The sequence below is a fragment of the Clostridia bacterium genome (assembly GCA_034926675.1).
Lineage (GTDB): Bacteria > Bacillota > DTU025 > DTU025 > DTU025 > JAYFQW01.
In genome coordinates this window covers 1-22,707 of record JAYFQW010000019.1, presented here as the reverse complement: position 1 = coordinate 22,707, position 22,707 = coordinate 1, and the positions used below count along the sequence as shown (strand labels likewise).

At 57.0% G+C, this 22,707-nt stretch carries 23 protein-coding genes, 2 pseudogenes and 1 CRISPR repeat array; of the genes and pseudogenes, 10 read left to right on the top strand and 15 right to left on the bottom strand.

Features of this window, described 5'->3' with window-relative positions; translation table 11 throughout:
* Positions 1-334, top strand: a 334-nt coding sequence (locus VB144_06490; protein MEA4883291.1) for a transposase, incomplete at its 5' end; no start/stop codon positions are given.
* Here VB144_06490 and VB144_06485 read toward each other — a convergent pair.
* Entirely contained in the window at positions 302-1,135 is an 834-nt protein-coding gene (locus VB144_06485) for a serine hydrolase domain-containing protein (protein MEA4883290.1), read from the bottom strand. The two genes, VB144_06490 and VB144_06485, sit on opposite strands and share 33 nt — an antisense overlap.
* A 136-nt stretch (positions 1,136-1,271) precedes the next feature.
* Here VB144_06485 and VB144_06480 point away from each other — a divergent pair, with 136 nt between their 5' ends.
* Positions 1,272-1,586, top strand: coding sequence for a MazG-like family protein (locus tag VB144_06480; GenBank protein ID MEA4883289.1), 315 nt, complete (start codon positions 1,272-1,274; stop codon positions 1,584-1,586).
* 311 nt (positions 1,587-1,897) lie between these two features.
* On the opposite strand, the gene VB144_06475 is transcribed toward VB144_06480, so the two are convergent.
* The 10 genes from VB144_06475 to VB144_06430 all read right to left on the bottom strand — a co-directional run bounded on the left by VB144_06475 (position 1,898) and on the right by VB144_06430 (position 10,725).
* A complete protein-coding gene (locus VB144_06475) occupies positions 1,898-2,095 on the bottom strand; it encodes a hypothetical protein (GenBank protein MEA4883288.1) in 198 nt (65 codons plus the stop codon).
* Positions 2,092-2,454, bottom strand: a complete 363-nt coding sequence (locus tag VB144_06470; GenBank protein ID MEA4883287.1) for a nucleotidyltransferase domain-containing protein — start codon at positions 2,452-2,454, stop codon at positions 2,092-2,094. The genes VB144_06475 and VB144_06470 overlap by 4 nt, the downstream gene beginning before the upstream one ends.
* Positions 2,455-2,589: 135 nt before the next feature.
* Positions 2,590-3,630 (bottom strand): nucleotidyltransferase domain-containing protein, encoded by a 1,041-nt coding sequence (locus VB144_06465; protein MEA4883286.1) that lies wholly within the window; start codon positions 3,628-3,630, stop codon positions 2,590-2,592.
* 275 nt (positions 3,631-3,905) lie between these two features.
* Entirely contained in the window at positions 3,906-4,127 is a 222-nt protein-coding gene (locus tag VB144_06460; protein ID MEA4883285.1) for a hypothetical protein, read from the bottom strand.
* A 271-nt stretch (positions 4,128-4,398) separates the two neighbouring features.
* Positions 4,399-4,902, bottom strand: coding sequence for a PIN domain-containing protein (locus tag VB144_06455; protein MEA4883284.1), 504 nt, complete (start codon positions 4,900-4,902; stop codon positions 4,399-4,401).
* Positions 4,902-5,165, bottom strand: coding sequence for a CopG family transcriptional regulator (locus VB144_06450; GenBank protein MEA4883283.1), 264 nt, complete (start codon positions 5,163-5,165; stop codon positions 4,902-4,904). The genes VB144_06455 and VB144_06450 overlap by 1 nt, the downstream gene beginning before the upstream one ends.
* A gap of 131 nt (positions 5,166-5,296) precedes the next feature.
* Complete coding sequence (locus tag VB144_06445; GenBank protein MEA4883282.1) at positions 5,297-6,052, bottom strand: sigma 54-interacting transcriptional regulator; 756 nt, start codon at positions 6,050-6,052, stop codon at positions 5,297-5,299.
* Positions 6,053-6,257: 205 nt separating this feature from the next.
* Positions 6,258-7,757 (bottom strand): DUF2357 domain-containing protein, encoded by a 1,500-nt coding sequence (locus VB144_06440; protein ID MEA4883281.1) that lies wholly within the window; start codon positions 7,755-7,757, stop codon positions 6,258-6,260.
* Positions 7,758-7,792: 35 nt separating this feature from the next.
* Positions 7,793-9,907, bottom strand: coding sequence for a hypothetical protein (locus tag VB144_06435; protein MEA4883280.1), 2,115 nt, complete (start codon positions 9,905-9,907; stop codon positions 7,793-7,795).
* Positions 9,908-10,098: 191 nt separating this feature from the next.
* Positions 10,099-10,725, bottom strand: a complete 627-nt coding sequence (locus tag VB144_06430) for an SIMPL domain-containing protein (protein MEA4883279.1) — start codon at positions 10,723-10,725, stop codon at positions 10,099-10,101.
* Positions 10,726-10,850: 125 nt separating this feature from the next.
* On the opposite strand from VB144_06430, the pseudogene VB144_06425 reads away from it, so the two are divergent.
* Positions 10,851-10,964 (top strand): annotated as a pseudogene (locus VB144_06425) (hypothetical protein).
* Between the two features lie 192 nt (positions 10,965-11,156).
* Here VB144_06425 and VB144_06420 read toward each other — a convergent pair.
* On the bottom strand, positions 11,157-11,390 hold the full coding sequence (locus VB144_06420) for a hypothetical protein (GenBank protein ID MEA4883278.1): 234 nt from the start codon (positions 11,388-11,390) through the stop codon (positions 11,157-11,159).
* Positions 11,391-11,683: 293 nt separating this feature from the next.
* Positions 11,684-12,217, bottom strand: a complete 534-nt coding sequence (locus tag VB144_06415) for a hypothetical protein (protein ID MEA4883277.1) — start codon at positions 12,215-12,217, stop codon at positions 11,684-11,686.
* 651 nt (positions 12,218-12,868) lie between these two features.
* Here VB144_06415 and vanR point away from each other — a divergent pair.
* The 5 genes from vanR to vanT all read left to right on the top strand — a co-directional run bounded on the left by vanR (position 12,869) and on the right by vanT (position 18,799).
* Positions 12,869-13,567: a VanR-ABDEGLN family response regulator transcription factor gene (gene vanR / locus VB144_06410; GenBank protein MEA4883276.1), complete on the top strand. Its 699-nt coding sequence runs from the start codon at positions 12,869-12,871 to the stop codon at positions 13,565-13,567.
* A complete protein-coding gene (locus VB144_06405; protein MEA4883275.1) occupies positions 13,557-14,690 on the top strand; it encodes a HAMP domain-containing sensor histidine kinase in 1,134 nt (377 codons plus the stop codon). The genes vanR and VB144_06405 overlap by 11 nt, the downstream gene beginning before the upstream one ends.
* A gap of 145 nt (positions 14,691-14,835) precedes the next feature.
* A complete protein-coding gene (gene vanG / locus VB144_06400; protein MEA4883274.1) occupies positions 14,836-15,885 on the top strand; it encodes a D-alanine--D-serine ligase VanG in 1,050 nt (349 codons plus the stop codon).
* Positions 15,882-16,646 (top strand): M15 family metallopeptidase, encoded by a 765-nt coding sequence (locus tag VB144_06395; protein MEA4883273.1) that lies wholly within the window; start codon positions 15,882-15,884, stop codon positions 16,644-16,646. The genes vanG and VB144_06395 overlap by 4 nt, the downstream gene beginning before the upstream one ends.
* Positions 16,643-18,799, top strand: a complete 2,157-nt coding sequence (gene vanT, locus VB144_06390; protein ID MEA4883272.1) for a serine racemase VanT catalytic subunit — start codon at positions 16,643-16,645, stop codon at positions 18,797-18,799. The genes VB144_06395 and vanT overlap by 4 nt, the downstream gene beginning before the upstream one ends.
* Before the next feature lie 229 nt (positions 18,800-19,028).
* Here the strand turns inward: vanT and VB144_06385 are convergent, their stop codons facing one another.
* Positions 19,029-19,199, bottom strand: a complete 171-nt coding sequence (locus tag VB144_06385; GenBank protein MEA4883271.1) for a DUF1287 domain-containing protein — start codon at positions 19,197-19,199, stop codon at positions 19,029-19,031.
* A 673-nt stretch (positions 19,200-19,872) separates the two neighbouring features.
* On the opposite strand from VB144_06385, the gene VB144_06380 reads away from it, so the two are divergent.
* Both VB144_06380 and VB144_06375 read left to right on the top strand, forming a co-directional pair.
* A complete protein-coding gene (locus tag VB144_06380; protein MEA4883270.1) occupies positions 19,873-20,148 on the top strand; it encodes a transposase in 276 nt (91 codons plus the stop codon).
* Between the two features lie 12 nt (positions 20,149-20,160).
* Positions 20,161-21,279 (top strand): annotated as a pseudogene (locus tag VB144_06375) (IS4 family transposase).
* Between the two features lie 269 nt (positions 21,280-21,548).
* On the opposite strand, the gene VB144_06370 reads toward VB144_06375, so the two are convergent.
* Positions 21,549-22,016 carry a transposase gene (locus VB144_06370; protein MEA4883269.1) on the bottom strand — a complete coding sequence of 156 codons (468 nt, stop codon included), beginning with the start codon at positions 22,014-22,016 and terminating at the stop codon, positions 21,549-21,551.
* Positions 22,017-22,129: 113 nt separating this feature from the next.
* A CRISPR array of direct repeats spans positions 22,130-22,557; the repeat unit is 32 nt; unit sequence GTTTCAATCCACGCGCCCGCACGGGGCGCGAC.
* Positions 22,558-22,707 lie beyond the last annotated feature (150 nt).

Genomic DNA, 22,707 nt, shown 5'->3' with positions numbered 1-22,707 from the left:
GGTGGCCTACTGCCTCAACCAGTGGGATAGGCTCGAGGCTTTCCTGCAGGACGGACGGCTGGAGCTTAGCAACAACCGGGCGGAGCGGTCGATCAGGCCGGTCGTGATAGGCCGCCGCAACTGGCTATTCGCCAACACTCCTCGCGGGGCCAAAGCCAGCGCCGTGATCTATAGCATCATTGAAACGGCCAAGGAGAACGGGCTGAACCCCTTCGCCTATCTACGCCATCTGTTCGAGCAGATGCCGAGCATTGACCTCGTCGATCCCGCGGCTATCGAGAAGTTGCTGCCCTACTCCAACTCATTGCCTGAGGCCTGCAGAACCACCCGATAACAACCTGAGCATACCGGCCCCCACTTCATCGAGGTGGGGGCTTCTTGCTGCTTGCCCCCTCAGAAACACAAGCACACATAAGCCCTCGCTGCTAGGTGTGCGCCATTTGACGCTTACCTTCCGCCAGCCGACTAGCTTTCCCTCCTCGTCTTCCACAGCGGCGTAGCCCTCTGCCACGTTCTCGGCTGTGTCGTCCATAGCCACAAACTCCGTGTTGGACATGGCGGCCCGTTTGAACACGTTCTCGCAGACGTGGTCTCGGTAGGTCTGCCCTGTAAGCTTCTCCACCACCAAACCTGCCAATACGAACGCGCAGTTGTTGTACCTGCACCCTTCGCCTGGCGCGAAGTTGGCTGGCTTGTTCACGAACTGCGGCAGGAAGTCCACAGTCTCCCTCACTGAGTAGTTAGGTCTGTCTTTCCAGATAGCTTCGTAACTCTCGCCCGCCTCTTCGTCGGCGTCGTCGCCTATCCCAGATGAATGAGTAAGCAGATGATACACGCTAACCCGCGGCGAGATCGAAGTGCCCTCAAGCTTGAGGATCTCGAGCACCTTATCATGCACCGATAGGAGCCCGCGCTCCACCAGCTGCAACACAGCCACCGCGGTGAACAACTTGGTGATGGAGGCCGTGTCGAACCTGGTAGACACGGTATTTGAGATTCGCCAGCCCCTGTGCGCGTATCCATACGCACCAGAGAACAGAGTCGCGTCGCCCTGCTTCACAAGCCCTGCACCGGAAAAATGACGCTCCTGGTGATGGGTTCTGAAAACTGACCCTATGGCCTCGATAGCGTCCACAGCCTCGGCTCCTGTGTGTCGGGGCATTTGGTCTCACATCCATTCTGACAGCACGCTGCACTGCGCTCACACCAGCACAGCGAAGCCCGTGATCCTGCAAGAGTGTTTCCTCTACCATCAGGGAAACTCCTGCGTGATGTGCTCCATTAAGGGAATCCTGTGGATCCCCGACTCCGAACTCGCTGCCAGATGCGCCGAGAAGCGTGAAGAGATCAAGCACGAAATCGCAGACACCTACATATACCTGCTGTTCCTTGCCCATGCGCTAGAAATCGATCTCGATAGGGCAGCAGTAGACAAGATGAGGCTCAACGCACAGCACTACCCTGCGGACAAGGAGGCGACCGACATTCTTCTCCAGACGGTCGAGATCAATGGGGGGCAAACAGTCCCAAGGCCCCCAAACCCAGTCCACGGATGGCAACCACTAGCGCTTCCAGGTGGTCAGTAATGATGAATAACGTTGGCCCCGTTGTCGCAGTTCGTAGGCTACACTCGAGGCAACAATATGCGTGAGTGCAGTAAGCGGGGTGTTTGGAACGCGGTTTCTAGAGACTTCCATGCTGACGCCGTAGTATGGCAGATCCAGTTTCACATAGTAGCCTGGACTCAACTAGCAGATGCCGTCCACCTTCGCGCTGTGCAGGACAGACGACCCAGCGGCCACACTGCTCGCCAGCATCTTCTCCGTCGGCATGCTCAGAGAGAACGGTGTGCCCATCTGCGTGCGTTGTCTAGCTCGGTGAGCGCTGACTGCGACCTCTACCGCGTTACGCGATCGATCTCAGATACGAACTGGTCTAGGTCAGAGTTGAGCGCTAACACCGTCCTGTGTAGGTCGCGGAGCAACTCCAGTATCCGCTCTGCATCCAGCTGAAATCCGTAGATGTTCCTGAACACGTGCCGGAATGCACGGAACTTGTCTCGGGCCTGAACCACTAGGTAATCCTCGGGGCTCAAATGCGGATCCCCCTTTCCCGCGCATACTCAATCAGCGTGTCTGCCGCATCTTCGATACACACGACACTAAGGTCGAAAGGGCCAGCCATCTCATCGGCCATGACGTACATTTCCCAGTATTGACCTCTGAACCCTTCAACGAGGATATCTATGTCTGACCCATCGTGGAAGCAGGCTTCAGAAAGGGAGCCGTACAGCGTGACCGCTGAGGCCGAATAGCGAGCCCTCAGAAGATCGGCGATACGATGCGCTCTTTTCATCGCATCAGCCCTGACAAGCTCGGCACGCTCCTCCGACCGTCGGAACACCGCCTCTCGAATCTCAGGCACGTTCCACCCATGGATTCCGTCGTCAATCACGGTCACACCCCCCAGAAGCAAGGTCGCGCGAACCGAGGATGTGCTGCGCTCACGCCCACACAACGAGATCCGCGATCCCACAAGAAAGCGTTTCCCCCACCGTCGGGGCAATTCCCGCATCGGTGCACGCCTCATCTACAAGTCCATCAGGGCGTGTTTGAACTGGTCTACGGTGGTGTAGCTGGAAATCGGAACTCCACTGTCGCACAATAGGGTGAGGAATGCGTCTTCGGCCTTCTGAGCGGCCTGTGCGAACTCAACAAGGCTGTTTGGGTTGTACCGGTCTACAAAACGCATCTCCGTAATGTCAATGCCAAGACAGCGTTGCACACGGTCAAGCTCATCCTGAAGGGATGCCGCCGATAAGAACGCGTTGATCGCATCGCCATTCTCACACGATAAGCGGATCTTGTTCCAGTGCGCCGAGATCTCTTCGTACAATCCTGCGAACTCGGCGGGAACGGGACGCGGAACGATCTCCCTTTCGACCTCGGATAAGAATCCGCTTACAAGAGTTATCAAGGTATGACAAGCCGCTCTTGCTTGTTCGATTGTCTCCACATCGGCTACCGCTCGAAAGGCCTCAATGAACCCTGCAGGCAGACGCTCTAGTGCCGACATCTCCTCGAGAATGCGTTTGGCGCCAAACCGGAGGTAAGTATGGTTCAGCAGGCAAACAACGTCGCTGATTTCGAGCAATACCCCTCCGGCCGCTGACAGATTATGTCCAAGGCAAAGCTCGCCATAGTACTGCTTTGCCGTCGTGAGATGACTCTCAGCCTTATCGACAAGCGCAGGCGTGAGAGAACCGCACCTTGTGTCCCAAGCGCGTTTCTTCAGCGCGTCATATCGTTGCTTGTCTTCCTCCGAAGCATAGTAAACGAGTCGCGAGTCGGCAATGACCGACACTTTCATATCGTCATAGTTCGCAAACCTCTCAAGCCGCTCCCAGTTCACCCCCCAAAGATCGTTGCCGCTGCCGTTCAGCATGAAGGTCCTTGCGAGCCTCCAACCGAGCTCGGTTTTCGGCACATAAATCATGTCCAAGTCGGACTTTTCATTCGCCGTTCCGTTGACATATGATCCGTATATGAACATGATGCTTACGTCTTTAGCGTATCTGGATTCTATGACATCGAGCACCGCATTCAAGAGTTCCTCGTGGTGTGTTTTCATGTGTAGTCCCTCCGGCACGACGAGAACCCTTCGGGGCCAAAGGGTTCTCATAGAATGAAGCATGACGTCTGACACATCTGGAGAAGCCTTCTCGCCCGAATTACCGCGCGGGTAGTTTTGTCGCCATCATCTCAGCCGCCAGGGAGCAAATGGTTCTACCGAGATCGCCGCGCCAAGGCACAGACTGACGGATTCGCATATCAGCGGCGGCAGTGAGTCACATCGACCGAACCGCCCTTTCCCGTCCGCTGGACACGTTTGTTAGGCCCTTTCGATTACTCGTCTGGGTCCCAACAATAGTTCCACTCTTCGCTGGGTTCTCGCACATCGATTTCGGGCTGCCTTTCAGTCTCATCATCGGGAACAAAGCAAATGCGCATGCCCCACCCTGCATATGCAGTCAGCATCCTACCGAACTCCTCGAGAGGAAGCTCCTGATCATCGATCTCAATGACAGCCTGATTATCCGGGCCGCCGTCATGAACGATGCAGCGCACCACATCGCCACGAGGAACCCACTGACCGCCAGGCGCGCAATACCTCAGTTGTGGTTGACCGGCCGGTACCTCTACAGTGCATGGCCCAACACCGAATCGCTCGAATCCCTTCCTACTGGCCCATTTGACCTCTCGGCGCACAACCCCGAAGCAGGTTGTGCCAATAGCCGACTGGCCCCGGCGTGCCTTACGATGCCTTACAACAGATGTTGTGCCTGCTTACCGTTTCTGCATTGATCATGGCATCCCCACAGGAACGCCAAGGTGCGTTTTACCTGTTCAATGACCTTACTCTGTCTTCAACCGTGGAGGCCGGTTCCTTGAAGTAGGGCTGGGAAAGTTCATGTAGACACTTCTCAGGTGTGGGGATAACAAGGAATCCCTCCTGAGCGAAATGCCCATCGAGACTGAGCGCAGTATGCATGGACTCATCGCGCATCAGCACAAAGGATGTCGCATCTACGAATGAGTACGATTTGTCTGATCGGCGCCGAAGAAGATCAAAAGCCGCGTCAAGCTGGTTTGATGTTGGATGGAGCACGTGAACCCGGTCACTTAGTGCGATGTCGTCACGAAATGACCAGAAGCCTGCTGCGGTACCGGTGCGCGCGGTTAGCAGTGTGTGCAATTCGCCCAACACAAGACTGCTGGTTATGAAGATACTTCCCTCGCTATGGGCCTGGGTGTACTCGGCTCGCACAACTGTATGGTATTGGTCTGCCGCCATGAGCAGTGAGAACCACGCGCTCGTATCAACGAAGCAGCGGATGTTCATCAGTCCTCCCAATCCTTGCGGTAGATGTAGCGATCATGGTTCACCGCCGCGTCGCCCGGTGCGTCAGGCGAGTCAATCATGCCGATTATCCTGAGGGCAGGGTCGTCGTGGCGGGGCGTCTCCCTGGCGACGAAACTCGCTATAGCTTCGCGAATCAACTCGGCCATGGCGACGTTGCGATGCCTGGCGAGCGACGACAGCTCGTCGTGGAGCCGAGGTTCGATGTAGAACTGCATACGGTGCATGCGATTGCGGTCAGGCATATTTGGCGCCTCCAAAACAAACGATGTATACACATAGTGATATACAGCTATGCTCATCATAGCGTCGCCCGGCCCGCGAGTCAATACGCCGACACCAGCAGAATAACCCGATGACAACATAAGCATGCGCACTAACTCCCGTCTCGTCGATAGGTGGGCGCCATTTGACGCTTACGGATGAAGCGGTGACGCAGTTGCAGTGGCCGTCTGCATGCGGCCCCACGTGAGCTATAGCCAAACAGCTCGGATTCGAACAGATCTTTCGGTATGGAGGCGCAGTTAAGCCTAACGAGGGGCTTATACCTGCGCTGACTTTCGTGATGAATGGCGTGCGCCACCAGTTCTTTGCCAGTGCCGGTCGCTCCAGTTATCAGTACGGTGGACTTTGTTTGGGCCGCTTTTTCGACCATACTGATAACCTGCTGGATTGCCGGCGTTTTCCCAATGATGTTCTGCAAGGAATACTTGGCCCCTTGCAGCTTCTCAAGATTATCTTTGCATTGATCCAGTTCATTGTTGAGCTCTCTAATTCGTTCGACAAACGCCTTCACATCATTTGATCTTGTGAACGTTGTGTGGGCAAAGGCTCCTATGATCTCACCGTTTTCCCTGATGGGATATCTGTTACATACTACAGTTTCGCCGTTTTTCATTCGAAAGACCGAACCGATTTCTTCTTTGCCTGTTGTCAGAATTGTACTCATTCTCGTATGGGGAATGACATTATCTACCAACCGTCCCCTGGCTTCTTCCGGATCCATTCCCAGAATACTGGCATACTTGTTGTTTAGATGCACAATTCTTCCCTCTGCATCTATGACTACCAGGCAGGAAAGGGTTTCGAAAATGCCAGCAACTATCTTGCATTCCTGCGGCTTCAAATTCAAGGCTTCACACCTCCAGCACAATGTGGGCATGGTCTATCGACACCGCAGTATACCAGCATATGTGTGAGCTTAACTCTGATGGGCCATATTCAACTGCCCCTGGATCTGAGGGCCATTTCCGGGGATATCCTGCCGACGCGGTTCTGCGCGGCCCATGATGCCGTCTCGCAGAACCCCTGCCACCAGACCCGCCATCGCTGTCGGCTCACGCAGAGGCTCCGCCCGGCCGTGCGGGGATCGCGCCCACGCCATCGATGGCGACACAGGCGGCGCTTCCCGCGCGGTCGCACACAGCCACGGACGGCTCGCCTCCAGGCGCTGGATACATCAGCTCCTCGTCGCCTGGGTAGACCGCATAGGCTCCTCTGCATCCGGGCAGCGCATCGCGATAGGAATGCATCTTGCAGATGTCGTCGACCTTTGCGCTGTCATCAAATCCCGACTTCCTATCAAGGCGGAACTTCGCGTCGAACACCCACATGCCGGCGGGTGTGGCGAGCGTCACGTCCGGGCGGAAGGGGCCGGAGTATCCTGCAAACTGCCTGTTGTAGCTCACTTCAACATCCCCGGGGAACTGGACGCGAATCCCGCGGGCAAGCCTGACCCCGAGCGGGTCGCAGTTCGCTACCGCCGACGCCTGGGTAGAGCGCGCGCCTGCCGCCTCCTCCACAGCCTTGCACACCTGAATGAACACCCAGTATTCGTAGAGAGCGGCCGCATCCTTCAACTCCAGAATCCGCTCGAGATCATCTGGCCAGGCAGGCGTGGGAGGCAGCATCATCTGCGAGTGATACGTGAGCATTTCCCGGTAGCCTGCCTTGCGTTGCAGCACCTGCGATGACAGGCTCAATGCGCGCGGCGGGGAGACCTCTCGGAACAGATCGTACGCCAGGAGGCGCTCGACTCCGTCCTGCACCCGGCAGGCTTCAGCGCGGATGTCAGAGGTACAGCGTACAGACGCCGTTACTGAACTCGCGACCAGCAGTATGGACTCGAGGACATGCCGCACGAACTGGTTCTCCGGGTTGTCGACCGCCGGAATCATGGTGCTGGACAAGACCGAGCCTGGAAAATGCCCCGCAAGGGGCTTCCCCTCCAGACGTATGCTGATGGCGCTCGCCGCCAGGGCCGACCCGGGCCGTATGGGCTCGAAACGGCGAGGATTGGCGCATATGTCCCGCACCGTGACTGAGTCGGCCCGGTGCGCCCGCTCTACTCGCACGTGCTGCCGCTGCTTGACAAACGACACGTGCGGATCGGCCACGACCTGCGCCACCGCCGCCTGCAGCAGGTTGGATCGAAGCAGGTTGCTCACGTAGACGAGTATGTGATAGTCGATGGGCCTCGCCGACTCGGCCGCGCGCTCATAGGACGATCCTGCTCCCTTGTGCGAGAAGGGCAGCTGTGCGAGATAGCCGGACACGTCATCGACCATAGTGCGGAACTGGACGGGTGTGAGCTTGGCGCATTCGACGTCAAGTTCGACCGGACCCAGGCGGAGGCGACCCACGCAGTTCACCAGGTTCAGTTCGAACAGGCCCAGCCCGCCCCCCAGCCTGGCGACGAGTGGCGACTGCTCAATCCAGACTGGAGCATCGCCGTCGCCGAAGCTGAGGTAGTACGCCGAATCGGACTCAACCCGGATGACCCCGTCCTCGCACCGGGCTCCCTGCTGAATGAGCTGGGAGACCAAATCAACCGTCACACCTGCCCACCCCCCTCCTCTGCCCGTACGCCTGTCTACTCAATGAAAGACGCAAACCCCACCTGCTCCAGTCGGGTTTTCATGCGGTTGAGTTTGCCGTGGCTTATGATGCAAGACTCAGGCAAGACGGAGGTCAGGCTGTCGATCGGCCCACGCAGCTGTGCCGCGTTGCCATGCATCTTGGGGAGTATCTTCTGCATGACCTGAAGGTCGAAGGCGAAGGGAAGCACCTCGTCGCCGCCAACGCAGAACTGCCGGACGTTGAGCATGAACGCTGCAATCTCGTAGGCAACACGGTAGCCGAAGTGCAGGTGGTATGGCCGAAGCGCTTCATGAATGCTCAGCAGCAATTCGAACTGCAGAGGGATCGAGCTCTTCATCTGGGCCAGCAACTCCCGCGTCGCGGGCTTGCACCCCGAAAGAAGCCGAACGATATTCACATCAGGCTTGAGCACGAATCCTGCCTCGCCAGGCGCCTCCGCCCGTACCTGGGAATCCGGGTCGAGGCACACGTCATTGAACTCGATCACATTGGCTCGGTCCAGTACCTTGGGAGAGAACACATACGTGGACTCGTCAACATTCACCGTCCCGGTGACACAAACGTTCAAGGGCAGATCAATCTGAGAAGGGACGCCCAGATCCGCGCCGGAGTCTTCCCCGCTTTCGGATATGGCCCCCTGGCTGTGAAGGTGAACACGTTCCTGTCGCACTCTGCCGTCTGTGTCAATCCATCTGCTCTCCATGCAGCTTAAGAAATCGGAAAAGTAGTGCTCCACCTTGGCGATGTTCATCTCATCGAGAATGATGAAGTGAGGCGCCGACGGAGCGCCGGATGCCTTCATGAGCAGATCGAGGACAGGAGTGACTTCATATCGCTCGGCAATTGCATTGTACCAGCCCAGAAGGTGCGAGTTGTCAGTCCAGTCGGGCCTCACCGAGACAAACGCCCTGCAGTTCCGCTCTCCCGATGCCCTGGTAGCGTAGTCCGCGACCAACTGCGCCATCTTGGTCTTGCCTGTGCCCGATATCCCCGACAGGATGACGAATGGCTTGGCAGCAAGCGAGAGGATGTAGTCAGTCACAAGCCAGGGCGGGAATGTGAATCCGCGGTCGCGGATGAAGTCGTACGCCGTGTCGGCTGGGCCGGGGCCAATGGGAGGCCTGACGGCATCTTCGAACTCCGGCAGGTTCCACGCCACGTAGATCATGTTGTGCACATCCAACAGGTCGTTTACCGGGTACCCGTTCTCCTGAGCGTAAGCCAGAATTCGTATGGACATGTCGAGGAACATGGCGTACTTCTGATCGATCGCAGAAGGAACTGATAGGCCCAGCCACTCGGCGGTCTTGCCATACTCGCCCGGGCGATAGAGAATGCACGACTCAGGATCGTACGAAACCAGGAGGATAGCCGCGAAGGTCTCGCTCATTGTCGGCCGGACCTTCTTAGAAGCAGGAAACCGTCCTTCGTCGTAAAGATGCCCGTATGCAGCAGTTACAGCTGCTCGGAACTGGCTCAAACGATCAGCTGGCTCCGCCTCGCCCTCAAGAAGCTGCCGCATGACCCGAGAGTATTCGTCTGCGCTGATGCTCTCAAGGTATACCGCGAAATCGGGCCTCTGGCGATAGCCGAAGCCTCCAAGGAGATTGTCCACCGCAGGGATGATTCCGGTCTCCACGTTTTCTCCGCGCATCAACGCAGTAAGATCCTTTTTGCTGTCGCCGGGATCAGCGTAGAGCAGATCCCAGACCCTCTCCAGTCGGTTGAACAGTGTGTCTTTGTAGTTCCGTTCATCCGATAGATACCGTTTCTCATCTTTGCGGTACTCAGCGAACCTCCTGAGCAGCCGATCCAGGTTCGCATAGGCATCTGGCCCGAGGTCGGATTGTGATCGTCTGAGAGCTGCCACAGTGAAACCCCGGGACCTGAGATACGGGTTTGCCTTGGCGCCGCCGCGGAAGTCCGAGCATCCCGTCGCGTCGCGGATAGCCTCCTTGACCGGGTAGAGCTTGCCTCCCCACTTGATAGCATATCGATGATTCCCACGCGACTCCCACCCGCGCCAGTCATCAGTGTTGCGCTTGTGGTCATCGAAATCGTCGAGCGCCTGAATGATCTTGTCCTTGCTCACATCGGGTATTGGCATGCTCGTATCGCCTCCAAGATACAGCGGCAACGGCCGCACCATCCTCTTGTTGCTGCCCCGAAATGTCAGCCGCGCACGGGATCGCGGGAAGGCGCATGCAGTGCACCTGCCGCTCGAAACGGGGACAACGCCTCCCGCGACGCTCGGGTGAGCCATGAATAGGCGCAAGCTCAGACATATCCGTGCCGCCTCTACTCCTCGAACTCATATACGAGCGTCACATTCTCGTTGACCGAGATGTCTTTGGGGTCTATGTCGACCGCATAGTCCGGAGCTCTTTCGCACAGCACACCGTATGCGGGCCCGGAGACGCGAATCTCGTCCCAGCCATGCGCTATGCTCTCGAGCTTCCCCAGTTTCACCCCCGCCGACCGCGCAAGCGATTGGGCGCTGAGCCTGGCAATTCTGACCGCCTCTGCGAGAGCCTGTTGCCTCAAGCCCTCTGTGTCCTTGGCTGAGAAGTAGATCTGTATCTCAGCGCCGCTATGGCCCTGGGCAATCGTGCCCAACACCCGGTTGAGCATTTCCTTGTTCACGGGTAACTTGATCTGCAGGCGGTGCGAGGCCGAATACCCTTCGAATATGTACCGGCCCTTCTCACGTCGATGCTCAACCCCCACATGAAAGTCAGTGGTTTTCAACTCTGCGCAATCAGCGCCCGACGCCTGCAGGTCCTGGCGCAGGGCAGCCGTGTGCCCGTTCAGGTTGTCCAGGCAGTCCGCGTAGTCTCGTGCTTTGCTTTCGACGCTAAAGGACAGCGTCACCACGTCCGGCTTGGCCGTCGCATAGCCCTTACCCTGAACTGAAATAGAGCCCATGAAGCACCCTCCTCGGCAGTTGTTGTGGATTCTCCTGGCGGGGCCATGCACTGTGCCTGTGTACCAGTGCTAGAGCAAGTATTATCCATCACGTATCGGGATTCCTCTCGTGGGGTCGCACGCGCCTATCGGGGTCTGGGCCAGTTCCGGCAACGAAGAAATCTCTGGCCAAAGCCGACCGGACCATCGATGACATCGAGCTGGCAGAGTTGAACGAAGCCTTTGCTGTTCAATCCATCGACTTTCGTGACTCTAGGCTACCGACCAGGAACGTTGCGCCCCTTGGCATAAGCGGCAATCGGGTTCGCGGCGCGAGTTGCATTGCCGGTTCGCCCCCCGCGCTCTCCGCTGCCTAGCTTGATGCAGAAGGCAAAAGGGATCTCTTCTGCGTCTGCGGGATGCTTATTGCGTGGATGGTTAGGCTAGGGCTGCTATTCGCTCAACTTCTCGTTGCCGTGTTTGAAGTTCCCTGTTGCCTTGGCCATGATTAGCTGAGCGGTTCTGGCATCAGCTTCGGAAATGCGGACCAGAAAGCGTTCACTTGCCTTCCCCGATAAGATTACCACTTGTTCCCCATGCCAGTAGATGAACACCTTCCTGTCCTTTGAGACCCGGTAGGAGAATGGCTCTTCAGCCAGCCGATTGCGCTGATCGATATTCTCCAAACTGCTTTCCCCCTGTTTCCTAAGCCTGGCTAGATGCCCGTGAGTTCATCAGCGCCGCTTGAGCATGAGCGGCCCGGAAGTAGTCGAGAACGCCTGTGGGCCAGGACTCTTCGAGGATCGCCCGGACCACGGCGCCCATCCGACAAGTCCCCATACCTTCCACATTAGGGTGTGCTCGTGGTCGTATTCTCCTGCCGCTTCCAGGAGAAGAGAAGCTGGTCAGCCCACGCATCGTATGCCGCAAAACCGCTGTGGCGGCCATAAACTTCGGAAGATGCGGCTATTTGAGACGCTCATCGGAGCGTATCCCTGTTTCTTTCACGGAGATCCCGTCGAGCGACTTTGCCGCCTATCGCAACCGCGCTGATAGTGGTCGGAAACCAGTCCCTCTTGCGAAAGCACCCCGACGGTTCGAGCTCAGCTCCTTCAGCCATCATGGGTTCGTTCTGAAAGTAGTTCCATACGATGAGGACTTCGCCCCCCTCGTCGTATCCTGTGATGAGGCCGCATTCCGGCGGACCGACTACTCCGAAACTCAGGACAGGCCTCCCCTGCTTAAGGGATTCACGGACTTCACTGACAAACACCGCTTCATCGTCGGGGTTGCCCAATTTGCCAACACCACGAAAACTGTAGCCTGCATGGGCGAAAGATCGTCGGATGATCTCGGTTGGGTCAGCGACGAACATCATATCGGCGGCATCTTGGCGCCATCCGTCTTTCCAGCGAAGGCCGAAGGCCATGCCTGATGCGCCGAGCAGTTCGATATAGAGGTCATTGCGACGCCAGGTTTTGCCCACTCCCTGTCCGGTCCCGGCATTCACCATGGAATCAGTTGCGCTTCGAGCCCAAGTCTACCAAGGCCATCCTCTTCGGTTTTAACCTTTTCTCTGATGCTGCCGGCTCCCCATGCAATCGCAGCGATTATGCTGTTGTATAGGGCGGGTTCCCTAAGCTCTTGCTTTGGGAGATTGTCCGGCTCTTAGCAAAGCAGTCAGGTCCGATCTAGGAGACTTCGCACTATGCTTTGGCGAAAGCTCCCTTCTGCGGCGAGGCGCCCAAGATACTGTGGAGTTCCACCGCAACACCCCACTAAGGAACGTCTTCCAGGACTACGTAGTCTCTCTTCTTGCCGTACTCCGCGTTTCCCTCCCCCGCGGTCTACCTTAAGATTACGCCACCAGAATCGCCTCCGGTGGCTCATGGCCCACGTCTCCTGATATTGCCAAGTTCGCCTCGGCCTACCCCCCCATCTGCCAGTCGCGCGCTGTGGCTAACAGCGTCCCGCTAATTCACATCCAGCGCCATATGAGGATTTCCTGCCCATGCGCCGCTCACTACGCTGCCAGCCCCGCAGACAGGAACATTGAACGCTGCTAGGGAAGTTTACCAAGATCAACTGGCAGGACAGCGCATGCTTCCCTGTTCATGCTATCATAGCCATAGGAAGGCATAGCGAACAGGACGAGGTGACGCTCATGCACAAACGAGTACTTGTCGTCGACGATGAGAAAGCCATTGCCGACTTGATTGAGCTATACCTGGCGAATGAGAACTACTGCGTTTCCAAGTTCTACAACGGGCAGGATGCCCTAGACTTCATAGAAGACGGAAACGTGGATCTGGCTATTCTGGATGTAATGCTCCCCGATGTGAACGGCTTTGAAATATGCCAGCGTATCCGAGAAAAGCACAACTTCCCAGTCATTATGCTCACCGCCAAGGACGAGGAAATCGACAAGATAACCGGTCTCACACTGGGCGCAGATGACTACATTACAAAGCCGTTTCGACCGCTCGAAATGGTTGCCCGTGTAAAGGCGCAGCTTCGCAGGTTTACCAGGTACAACCCCGCCGAACCTTCGCGTGAGGGAAAGACGCTTGCCTTTTCCGGCCTGGTCTTGGACAAGGATGCCCATGAATGTACGCTCAACGAAAAGCCACTGTCCCTCACCCCTACGGAGTTCTCTATCCTATGGGTACTGGCATCCAATCGGGGGCGCGTGGTCAGTTCAGAAGAGCTGTTCCGCGAGGTATGGGGGGAGAAGTATTTCACCAGCAGCAATAACACGGTGATGGTTCATATCCGGCATCTGCGCGAGAAGATGAACGACTCCGCAGAGCGCCCCAAATACATCAAGACGGTATGGGGGGTCGGCTACAAGATTGAGAAGTAGGAAGAGGGATAGGGGCGATTACTCAAGACTGAGAAGGAAAGTCTTTCTTGGGATGCTCCTGATTGTGTTCGCAGCGATTGCAGCCGTGCTTTTCCTGTGTGTCTTGGCTATGGGGCGTATTCGGGCTGGCGTGGTCGGTTTTTTGGAAAGAGCGTTTCGTCTAGCCACCGATGACGCACAGAGGATCTACCTTGCAGTATTCGGCGACTATATGAGCTTGTATATACTCATTGCCATTGTCGTTTTTTTCATAATCTTTATCAGGTTCTCGCTTTCATGGTTTACCAGGTATTTTAATGAGATCAGCGCGGGACTGGATCAACTCGTGGAGCGGTCTGACGCTGATATCGCATTGTCGCCGGAACTAGATTTCATGGAACGCAAGCTGAACAAGATAAAGAACACTCTGGACAAACAGAGAAAGGACGCGCAAGAGGCTGAACAGCGCAAGAACGATCTGGTCGTGTACTTGGCGCACGACATCAAAACGCCGCTGACCTCCGTCATTGGATACCTGAGCCTTCTGGATGAGGCCCGCGACATGCCGGCTGAACAGAGAGCAAGATACATGGGCATCACCCTGGAGAAGGCCTACCGGCTGGAGCAGCTCATCGATGAGTTCTTTGAGGTTACACGGTTCAACCTCAGGTCCATTGTGCTGAACAAGGCAAGAATCAACCTTCCCTTCATGTTGCATCAAATGGCGGATGAGTTCTATCCGATGCTGGCCCCCGGGGGCCGGCAGGTTGTGGTTCATGCTCTGGACGGCCTGACACTATGGGGCGATGCCGACAAGCTATCCCGCGTTTTCAACAACATCCTCAAGAACGCAATGGCCTACAGCTATGAGGGCAGCACCATCCGCATAACCGCCTCTCAAGAAGGTGAGAACGTCGTCATCGCTTTCGCCAATCTGGGCGATCCCATTCCATCAGAAAAGTTGGAGACGATTTTCGATCAGTTCTTCCGACTAGACGCCTCCCGTTCTACGCACTCGGGCGGCGCAGGGCTGGGTTTGGCTATTGCCAAAGAGATTGTCGTTGCACACGGCGGCGCCATCACGGTGCAAAGCGACAAGGAACAGACCGTCTTCACTGTCATCCTCCCAAGCAAATCAGCCTAACGGAGCAATAAGTCTTCCGCAAGAGATTCTTAAGACTTCTGCAAGCGCAGATTCCAATTTGGCCTGTTTGATTCCGGTAAGGTTAGGCTGCCGGTTCAGATAGGCCTTTGTTGTTCCCAAATGGCATCAGGCGAGGAGAGATCACATGGGACGAATAAGTGTAGCCGTGCTGTTCGGCGGGTGTTCCACTGAGTATGAAGTATCCCTACAATCCGCTCACGCAGTGATCACCAGTCTCAACCCCGCAAAGTACGATGTCCTGTTGCTCGGAATCACCCGCGACGGGGCTTGGATGAAGTACAACGGCCCTGTGGAGCGAATTCGGGACAACACGTGGATGAACCCGGGCGACTGTATTCCGGCCGTTATCTCTCCCGATAGAAACGTGCACGGAATACTTGAACTGAGTGGCGGCAAGGTGATCGCGACCCGAATCGATGTGGCCTTTCCTGTCTTGCACGGCAAAAACGGCGAGGATGGGACGGTGCAGGGGTTACTGGAAATGGCGGGCATCCCCTGTGTCGGATGCGGCACGTTGAGTTCAGCCATGTGCATGGACAAGGACATTGCCCATACGGTCGTGGCAGCAGCCGGGGTGAAAGTGCCTCCCTCCATTGTGCTCAGCTCCAGGGTTTCCGATGCCGAGCTGCTACAGCGAGTTGCGCCCCTGAAACACCCGCTGTTTGTAAAACCGGCGAATGCGGGTTCCTCCTTCGGCATCACAAAGGTATTGCAAGAAAGTGAGCTTCCCGACGCAGTTGCCGCTGCGTTTGAGCACGACCGCAAGGTCATCATAGAGGAATCCATCGACGGCTTTGAGGTTGGCTGCGCCGTCCTCGGCAATGACCTGCTCACACTGGGCGAGCTGGACGAAATCGAGCTATCCCACGGCTTCTTTGATTACACGGAGAAATACACACTGAAGACCTCGAAAATCCATATGCCTGCACGCATCGACCCTGATGCCGCTGCGCGCATTAAGCAGACAGCGGCCACGATCTACAGGGCCCTCAACTGCGCGGGATACGCGCGGGTTGATCTGTTCCTCACTCCGGATAAGGAGATCGTCTTCAACGAGGTCAACACCATCCCCGGCTTCACCGCCCATAGCCGCTATCCCAACATGCTGAAGGGCATTGGGATGACCTTTGAGCAGATCGTCGATGCGCTGATAAGGCTGGCGATCGACCGATGAGAACGCTGAAGCTCAACGCAAAGGACATCGCCAAAGGCAGCCTGGTCCTGGTCAATCCATCGCATCCACTTAAGTGCGAGCCAGCAGATGAGAACCTCATGCCGGTTCAACCTGGCTATCCGCACATCCTATTGGAAAGACAGACGGCAAGAATGCTGGCAGAAGTCATCGCCCACTTGGGCTGTGAGGATCAAATCGTGCCCGTAAGCGGCTATCGCACCATACAGGAACAGCGGGACATATACACCGGTTCGATGCGCGATCATGGAAAGGACTTCACGCAGAAGTATGTTGCGATCCCAGGATGCAGTGAGCATCAGACCGGCCTCGCGATCGATCTGGGGGAGAACAGGCCGGGCATCGATTTCATCCGTCCCCACTTCCCATACACCGGCGTCTGCCAGGCTTTTCGCGAAAGATCGGCCCAGTATGGCTTCATCGAACGATATCGGTCGGGACATGAGTCCATTACGCAGATTGAACATGAGCCTTGGCATTTCCGCTATGTCGGCTGCCCCCACTCCGAGCTAATGAATGAAAGCGGCTTTGCGCTTGAGGAATACGCAAATTATCTCAAGCAGTTCCCCAACGATGGCGCGCACCTTCGAATCAGGCACAACAGTCAACGCATTGAGATCTCCTATGTTCCTGTCCAGTCAGGCCAGGTGGTTGAGATCAGAATACCCGACTACGCTCCCTATCAGGTGTCCGGGAACAACGATGACGGCTTTGTGGTGACGTTATGGAGCGATCTGGGATGAGCCCGCGAGAAGCGACCGCCGGCATTGACTATTTCCGAGCAGTCGCCGCATTTCTCGTGGTAGCCAACCATACTTCGCCCTTGTCGTCTTTGAATGGCACAGCTGACCTCATCCTGACAAGGATAATCGCCCGTATCGCAGTGCCGTTCTTCTTCATGACTTCCGGATTCTTTCTTCTGCGCGGACAGATGACAGGCCAAGAGGCGGATCGGAGCAAGCTGCTTCGGTTCGTGGCGAAGACTGCTATGCTCTATGCCATTGCCATCCTGCTATACCTACCGGTCAATATCTATACGGGAACCTTTAAGGCGCAGCGCTGGCCGTTGGAATTGCTGAAAGACCTCCTGTTCGACGGAACGTTCTATCATCTATGGTATCTGCCAGCTACGATGATCGGCGCGACGATCGCTTGGTCGCTGCTGAAACGGCTGAAAACTGGGCAAGCCTTTGGGATCGCTCTGCTTCTGTATGTCATCGGACTATGCGGCGACAGCTACTATGGCATGGCAGCGAAACTGCCCATTCTGAAATCGTTCTATGCGGCACTGTTCGGGCTTTCGGACTACACACGGAACGGGCTGTTTTTCGCTCCGATCTTCTTCATGCTGGGCGGCATGATGGCCGCACCGACCGCCCGCGTGCGTCCGGGAATCCGCTTTGCCGGGCTGGCGGCATCTTTCGCCCTTCTCCTGGCAGAAGGATTGCTCCTTCATGCGCGCGGAGTTCAGAGGCATGACAGTATGTACCTGATGCTTCTGCCATGCATGGTTTTCGTTTTTCAGAGCCTGCTCCTTTGGAGGGGTAAGCAGCGCAGGGATCTGCGGGATATCTCTATGCTCGTCTACCTGGTTCACCCCCTGATGATCATCCTGGTTCGTGGGTTTGCGAAAGCTATCGGCCTACAGCGGTGGCTGATCGACAACAGCGTAGTTCATTTCCTTGCTGTCGCGGTATGTTCCTTCGCTGCCGCGACAGCGATCATACAGTTCTGGCGGAACGCAAGCAACAGGAAGCCTGCCTCTATCCCCGACCGCACGGGAAGGGCGTGGGCCGAGATCAGCTTGGCGAACCTCGGCCACAACGTGCAGGTGTTGCGTGAGGCGATGCCAAACGGTTGCGCCCTGATGGCTGTGGTGAAAGGTAATGCCTATGGACACGGTGATGTCGAGGTCGCGAAGCACCTGAGCCGCATTGGGGTCAACGCTTTCGCAGTCGCCGCCATCGATGAGGCGATTCACCTGCGAAAGCACGGGATCAAGGGGAGCATTCTCATCCTGGGCTACACCGTGCCAGAAAGAGCACCGGAGCTTGCGTGCTGCCGTCTGTCGCAAACGGTCGCCGATTGTGAACACGCCGAGCAGCTCAACGCTCTTGGAAGGCCGATACATGTTCACATCAAGGTTGACACCGGCATGCACCGGCTGGGAGAAAGCTGGGACCACGCATCTGAAATCGCGAGCATCTTCCGCTGCAAGAATCTCAGCATCGACGGCATTTTCACCCACTTGTCTGTTGCAAACAGTATGGAAGCGGAGGACATTGAGTTAACCCGAAGACAGATTCAGAGGTTCTACCGCTTGCTGGAGGCACTAAGGCAGCAGTGCTCGTCCCTGCCCAAGACGCATGTCCAGAGCAGTTACGGCCTTCTGAACTATCCACAGCTCCAGTGCGACTACGCCAGAGTCGGAATCGCGCTGTACGGCGCATTGAGCTCGCCCGATGAGACAACTGTGCTTCAACTGGACCTGCGGCCCGTTTTGTCCCTGAAGGCGCGGATCGCGCTCGTTAGGACCATCGCAACCGGGGAGAGTGTCGGCTATGGCCGCGAGTTCATCGCGGAACGGGATACGCGCATTGCCGTCCTTCCCATCGGCTACGGGGATGGAGTGCCACGCAGCCTTTCCGGCGGCAAGGGCTGTGTCTTGATTCATGGGCGCCACGCGCCGATCATCGGCCGCATCTGCATGGATCAGCTTATGGTTGATGTTACCGAGCTTCCAGCCGTGAAGCGAGGTGATGTTGCGACATTGATCGGCAGGGATGGTTCAGCAGAGATCACGGCGGAGCAAGCGGCGGCAGATGCCGGAACGATCACCAATGAACTGCTTAGCCGGTTGGGCAGCCGGGTGGAAAGGATTATCTACCGTCCTTAAGGTTTGGGCTCTCCACGGGCGGGAGGCGGGCAGGAGCCTCCCGCAGCCAACACTCAATGGGCCGCCGAATGCCGTAACCCGCCTGCGAACGTCAGGCGAGCGCCTCGGCTTCAATGCGGTAGCAGTAGTCGCCCATTCCGTTCAGGCATCCCCTGATGGCTCTAACGCCCTTCACGGCCACAAAATCACCGTCCGCAATATGTTTACAATATCAACCATGTCCGTCCGCTCAGCAGTGCTCACGAGCTCGCCTCCTTGCTCTCCGCCCCGGAAAGCGGAAATAGCGAGCTATCGCCATCGGCCACCGCAGCAGGATGTCGCTTTCGGAAGCCCACGGCCCAGCGTTGTGAATCACCAGCGGAACCCCGTCGACGCGGCGGCGGTCGGAGATCACGCCCACATGTTCGCGGAACCTCACATCTTGACCGGACTGTCGGGCCGAGCAGGCCGGGCAGATGATCCAGCAAACGCGGGCAGCTAATGCGGCAGAGGATTCTGTCGTGCATGGCCACCGCCGCAAGCACCAGGCACAATGGTAGTTAACCCGGCTTCCGCCCGCGGTATCACGGAAACCATATCCCCCGGAAGCGCTGCCACCAGTCCAGCTGCAAAGCTTCGTGTCGCTGCCGTTACGGCCCGTATGCTTCTCCGCAAGGGGAGATTGTGAGGACGTATACAATGCGGTTCCAGTGGTCAACTGAGTAGACTAACCGCGGACCCCCGACGCGACGCCTCCATCGGTCGGAATGTCCCTAGATCGGCCGCACGTCGCCTGCCCATGGATTCTGCTCCATTCTAGAGAGAGCATCTATTGGCCTTCTGCACGGGGTGCGTGTGAGTTCTGTGGCAAGGACGGCTGGGGAAACCGGTAGACATCTCCAAACGGGACAATGGGCGGAAAAGTGATATCCTCCTCGAAAAGGGCCCTTAGCTCTACACGTTACCCATACCGCTGGGCGGGCACGGTTAGCGAGGATATCCCCCCCTGAACACCCGCCTATTGCAGCTTAACAGGAAAACGCTGATGTCGTGCCATGAGTCCGATGTATATCGGATTGGAGTGGCAGGAGATCATGAGCATAACGGACGCATGTAGCTGGGCAGCAGGCGAGTTGGGCAGCATCGCGGTGCGGGATCAGCGGGTTGTTGATCGTCTCATTGGGACTCTCGCGAAGTTCGCGGAACACCCGGGCAGAACCATACCTCAGGCCTGCGGCGGCTGGGCAGAGACAAAGGCGGCGTATGGGCTGATGGATAACGATAGCGTTTCATCGGAATCAGTTTTGGCTGCCCATAGAGAACGCACCATCGAAAGAACGTCAAGCCACGACATCATCCTGTCCATATAGGACACAAGCCATGTGGTGTATGACAGCCCGCCCAACGGCGGAGGGATAGGGCTCTGTAGCTCTTCGGAATATCGAAAGGGAGCGTTAATGCACACGGCCCTGGCCGTAACGACAGAGGGCATACCCCTAGGCTTGCTGGACCAACAGATCTGGACCCGCGCCCCCGAAGAAACCAGGAAGAACAGATCACAGACGAAGCGTTCAATCGAGGATAAGGAAAGCGTCAAATGGCTTGAATGCATGGACCGTAGTCTCGAAGGGATTCCAAGCCACGTAACTGTTGTGACGGTATGCGACCGGGAAGCCGATGTCTACGAGTTCATCCGTAAGGCTCTACTGGAGGAGAAGCCTATTCTGATACGGGCCGTCTATAACAGGCGGGTGATCGAGGAACACAGGGCGCTATTTGCGTTAGTCGAGAGCTCCCCCGAAGCCGGAAAGATCCTCATCGATATACCCAGGGATGCGCACAAATGCTTGCCTCCCAGGCAAGCGACGCTTGCCGTCAAGTTCGTTCAGGCCACCTTGTGGCCAACCCTAGGAAAGGCCAAGATGATGGTTGAGAAGCCCGTATACGTGGTGCAAGCGAAGGAGATAGACCCGCCCGAAAGGGCTGAAGTCGTAGATTGGCTATTGCTCACCACGCTCCCGGTAGCTTCGTTCGAGGATGCGGCGGAGAAGATCAATTAGTATTCGCGGCGCTGGAGAATAGAACGTTTTCATTATGTTCTGAAGAGCGGTTGCAGGATCGAAGAACTCCAATTCCAGACGCTTGATAGACTGAAGAGGGCCACAGCCCTGTACTCGCTTGTCGCGTGGAGAATCTTGTGGCTGAACTACCAAGCCAGAGAGACGCCGGAAGCCTCATGCGCCGTGATCCTCGAAAAACACGAGTGGCACGCGCTGTATTGCATCGCCAACAACACGCCCATTCTGCCTGAAACGCCGCCCACCTTGGAGGAAGCCGTCAGGCTCATAGGAAAACTCGGCGGGCGCCTGGGGCGTAAACACGATGGGATGCCGGGCGTCAAGACGCTCTGGCGCGGCATGCAGCGCCTGAAGGATATATTGCAGGCCCTATCGATCATATGCCAGGCGCCGCTTCTTTCCATGGATATGGGCAACGTGTAGCCTTAGCTGGCCTACCGAGGAGGACACAGATGAATCGCATTACTACTGTCTCAGCAATACCGCAGCTAGTCGATAGGCTCTTCAGGAGTTCCGCATATGCGTTTTGGCCCGGCGCGATATGGCGTGCGGATGCGATGGGGACGTATAGCAGGGAATGCCAGGATAAACCGCGGTGATAGGGCCCCCTTTCCCCCGGCTCCGCTGCTGCGGGGGACAGGATGTCGTCCGCCGTCGGTTCTCCCGCGCTACCTCCGAAACTTGGCGTTGGTTCAGCCAGAGCTGGCTCTTGGCAGCAGCTCAGTTATGGGCTGACACAGCGTTTCCATCCCGACTAAGAGCTGCCTTGCCAGTTCCTTCAGCGTTACGCCCCTTGCAGGAGCGTTCTTCAGGTTTCTGTACGCAAACAGCATCATCAGGTTGAAGACGATACAGTACAGAGCATACATGGTTTGTATGCCGTCGACGTCGTGCGTGTAGCAGTGGTCAAAACCCCAGTTCTGCTTGAGGTCGTTGAAGATCGAGTTCTCGATGTCCCAGCGGCGGTGCATTATCTGCCATATCACCTTTGCATTCACGACGCTCTTGGGGGCGGTCGTTACTATGTGGTACACCGTCTCCTCAACCTTGACGACCTCGCCGCGGCACGTCGTAGTCTTGGTCTCAGCGACCTTTGGGCACCGTAACGGGCAGTCGACTCCTTCCCAGCTTGTGAAGCTTTCCACATCCCACATCTTCATGTTGTAGGTCACTCCATGGTTGTTCGGGATAGCTTCGTCCTTCGGCGTTATTCCGCTGAACTCTACATCTGGCGCGACCGGAGGCGATTTTCCGGCACGCGCGGGATAGGTTCATTTCAACCCACGCGCCCGCACGGGGCGCGACCGGCGAAACTGATATGGCCTACGGCATTTGGCCGGTTTCAATCCACGCGCCCGCACGGGGCGCGACATGGTGTCAATGAGCTGGGGCAAACCAAATACGGTGTTTCAATCCACGCGCCCGCACGGGGCGCGACACCGGAGACGGGTATGGGGAGTTTCGAGTGATCGTTTCAATCCACGCGCCCGCACGGGGCGCGACGGTCACCCCGAGCCCCTCTGCATCTGCGTTGATCAGTTTCAATCCACGCGCCCGCACGGGGCGCGACGCACATGGTCAGCGTGGGGCCTGAGCAGTTTGACGTTTCAATCCACGCGCCCGCACGGGGCGCGACGTGAGGCGCACGGCGAGAGGAGGGGCAGGCAGTGTTTCAATCCACGCGCCCGCACGGGGCGCGACTTTTGATGAGGTCACGTCTTGTCAAGTGGTGTAAATTGCCGTTGTGATTCTCCTCGCGTTCAGACTCCCGAATCTCCTCTAGCCGCCTCACGCGACCTGGCTCTTCCGATACGTGCGCCACATCTGCTGAAAGCTGATGCTGCATTCCAT

Excerpts from the sequence above, each read along its gene's own strand:
- VB144_06465 (MEA4883286.1), bottom strand. The coding sequence starts at position 3,630 with ATGAAAACACACCACGAGGAACTCTTGAATGCGGTGCTCGATGTCATA.
- VB144_06435 (MEA4883280.1), bottom strand. The coding sequence starts at position 9,907 with ATGCCAATACCCGATGTGAGCAAGGACAAGATCATTCAGGCGCTCGAC.
- vanG (MEA4883274.1), top strand. The coding sequence starts at position 14,836 with ATGGGACGAATAAGTGTAGCCGTGCTGTTCGGCGGGTGTTCCACTGAG.
- VB144_06415 (MEA4883277.1), bottom strand. The coding sequence starts at position 12,217 with ATGGTGAATGCCGGGACCGGACAGGGAGTGGGCAAAACCTGGCGTCGC.
- VB144_06455 (MEA4883284.1), bottom strand. The coding sequence starts at position 4,902 with ATGAACATCCGCTGCTTCGTTGATACGAGCGCGTGGTTCTCACTGCTC.
- VB144_06370 (MEA4883269.1), bottom strand. The coding sequence starts at position 22,016 with ATGAAGATGTGGGATGTGGAAAGCTTCACAAGCTGGGAAGGAGTCGAC.
- VB144_06380 (MEA4883270.1), top strand. The coding sequence starts at position 19,873 with ATGAGCATAACGGACGCATGTAGCTGGGCAGCAGGCGAGTTGGGCAGC.
- VB144_06450 (MEA4883283.1), bottom strand. The coding sequence starts at position 5,165 with ATGCCTGACCGCAATCGCATGCACCGTATGCAGTTCTACATCGAACCT.
- vanT (MEA4883272.1), top strand. The coding sequence starts at position 16,643 with ATGAGCCCGCGAGAAGCGACCGCCGGCATTGACTATTTCCGAGCAGTC.
- VB144_06480 (MEA4883289.1), top strand. The coding sequence starts at position 1,272 with ATGTGCTCCATTAAGGGAATCCTGTGGATCCCCGACTCCGAACTCGCT.
- VB144_06430 (MEA4883279.1), bottom strand. The coding sequence starts at position 10,725 with ATGGGCTCTATTTCAGTTCAGGGTAAGGGCTATGCGACGGCCAAGCCG.
- VB144_06395 (MEA4883273.1), top strand. The coding sequence starts at position 15,882 with ATGAGAACGCTGAAGCTCAACGCAAAGGACATCGCCAAAGGCAGCCTG.
- vanR (MEA4883276.1), top strand. The coding sequence starts at position 12,869 with ATGCACAAACGAGTACTTGTCGTCGACGATGAGAAAGCCATTGCCGAC.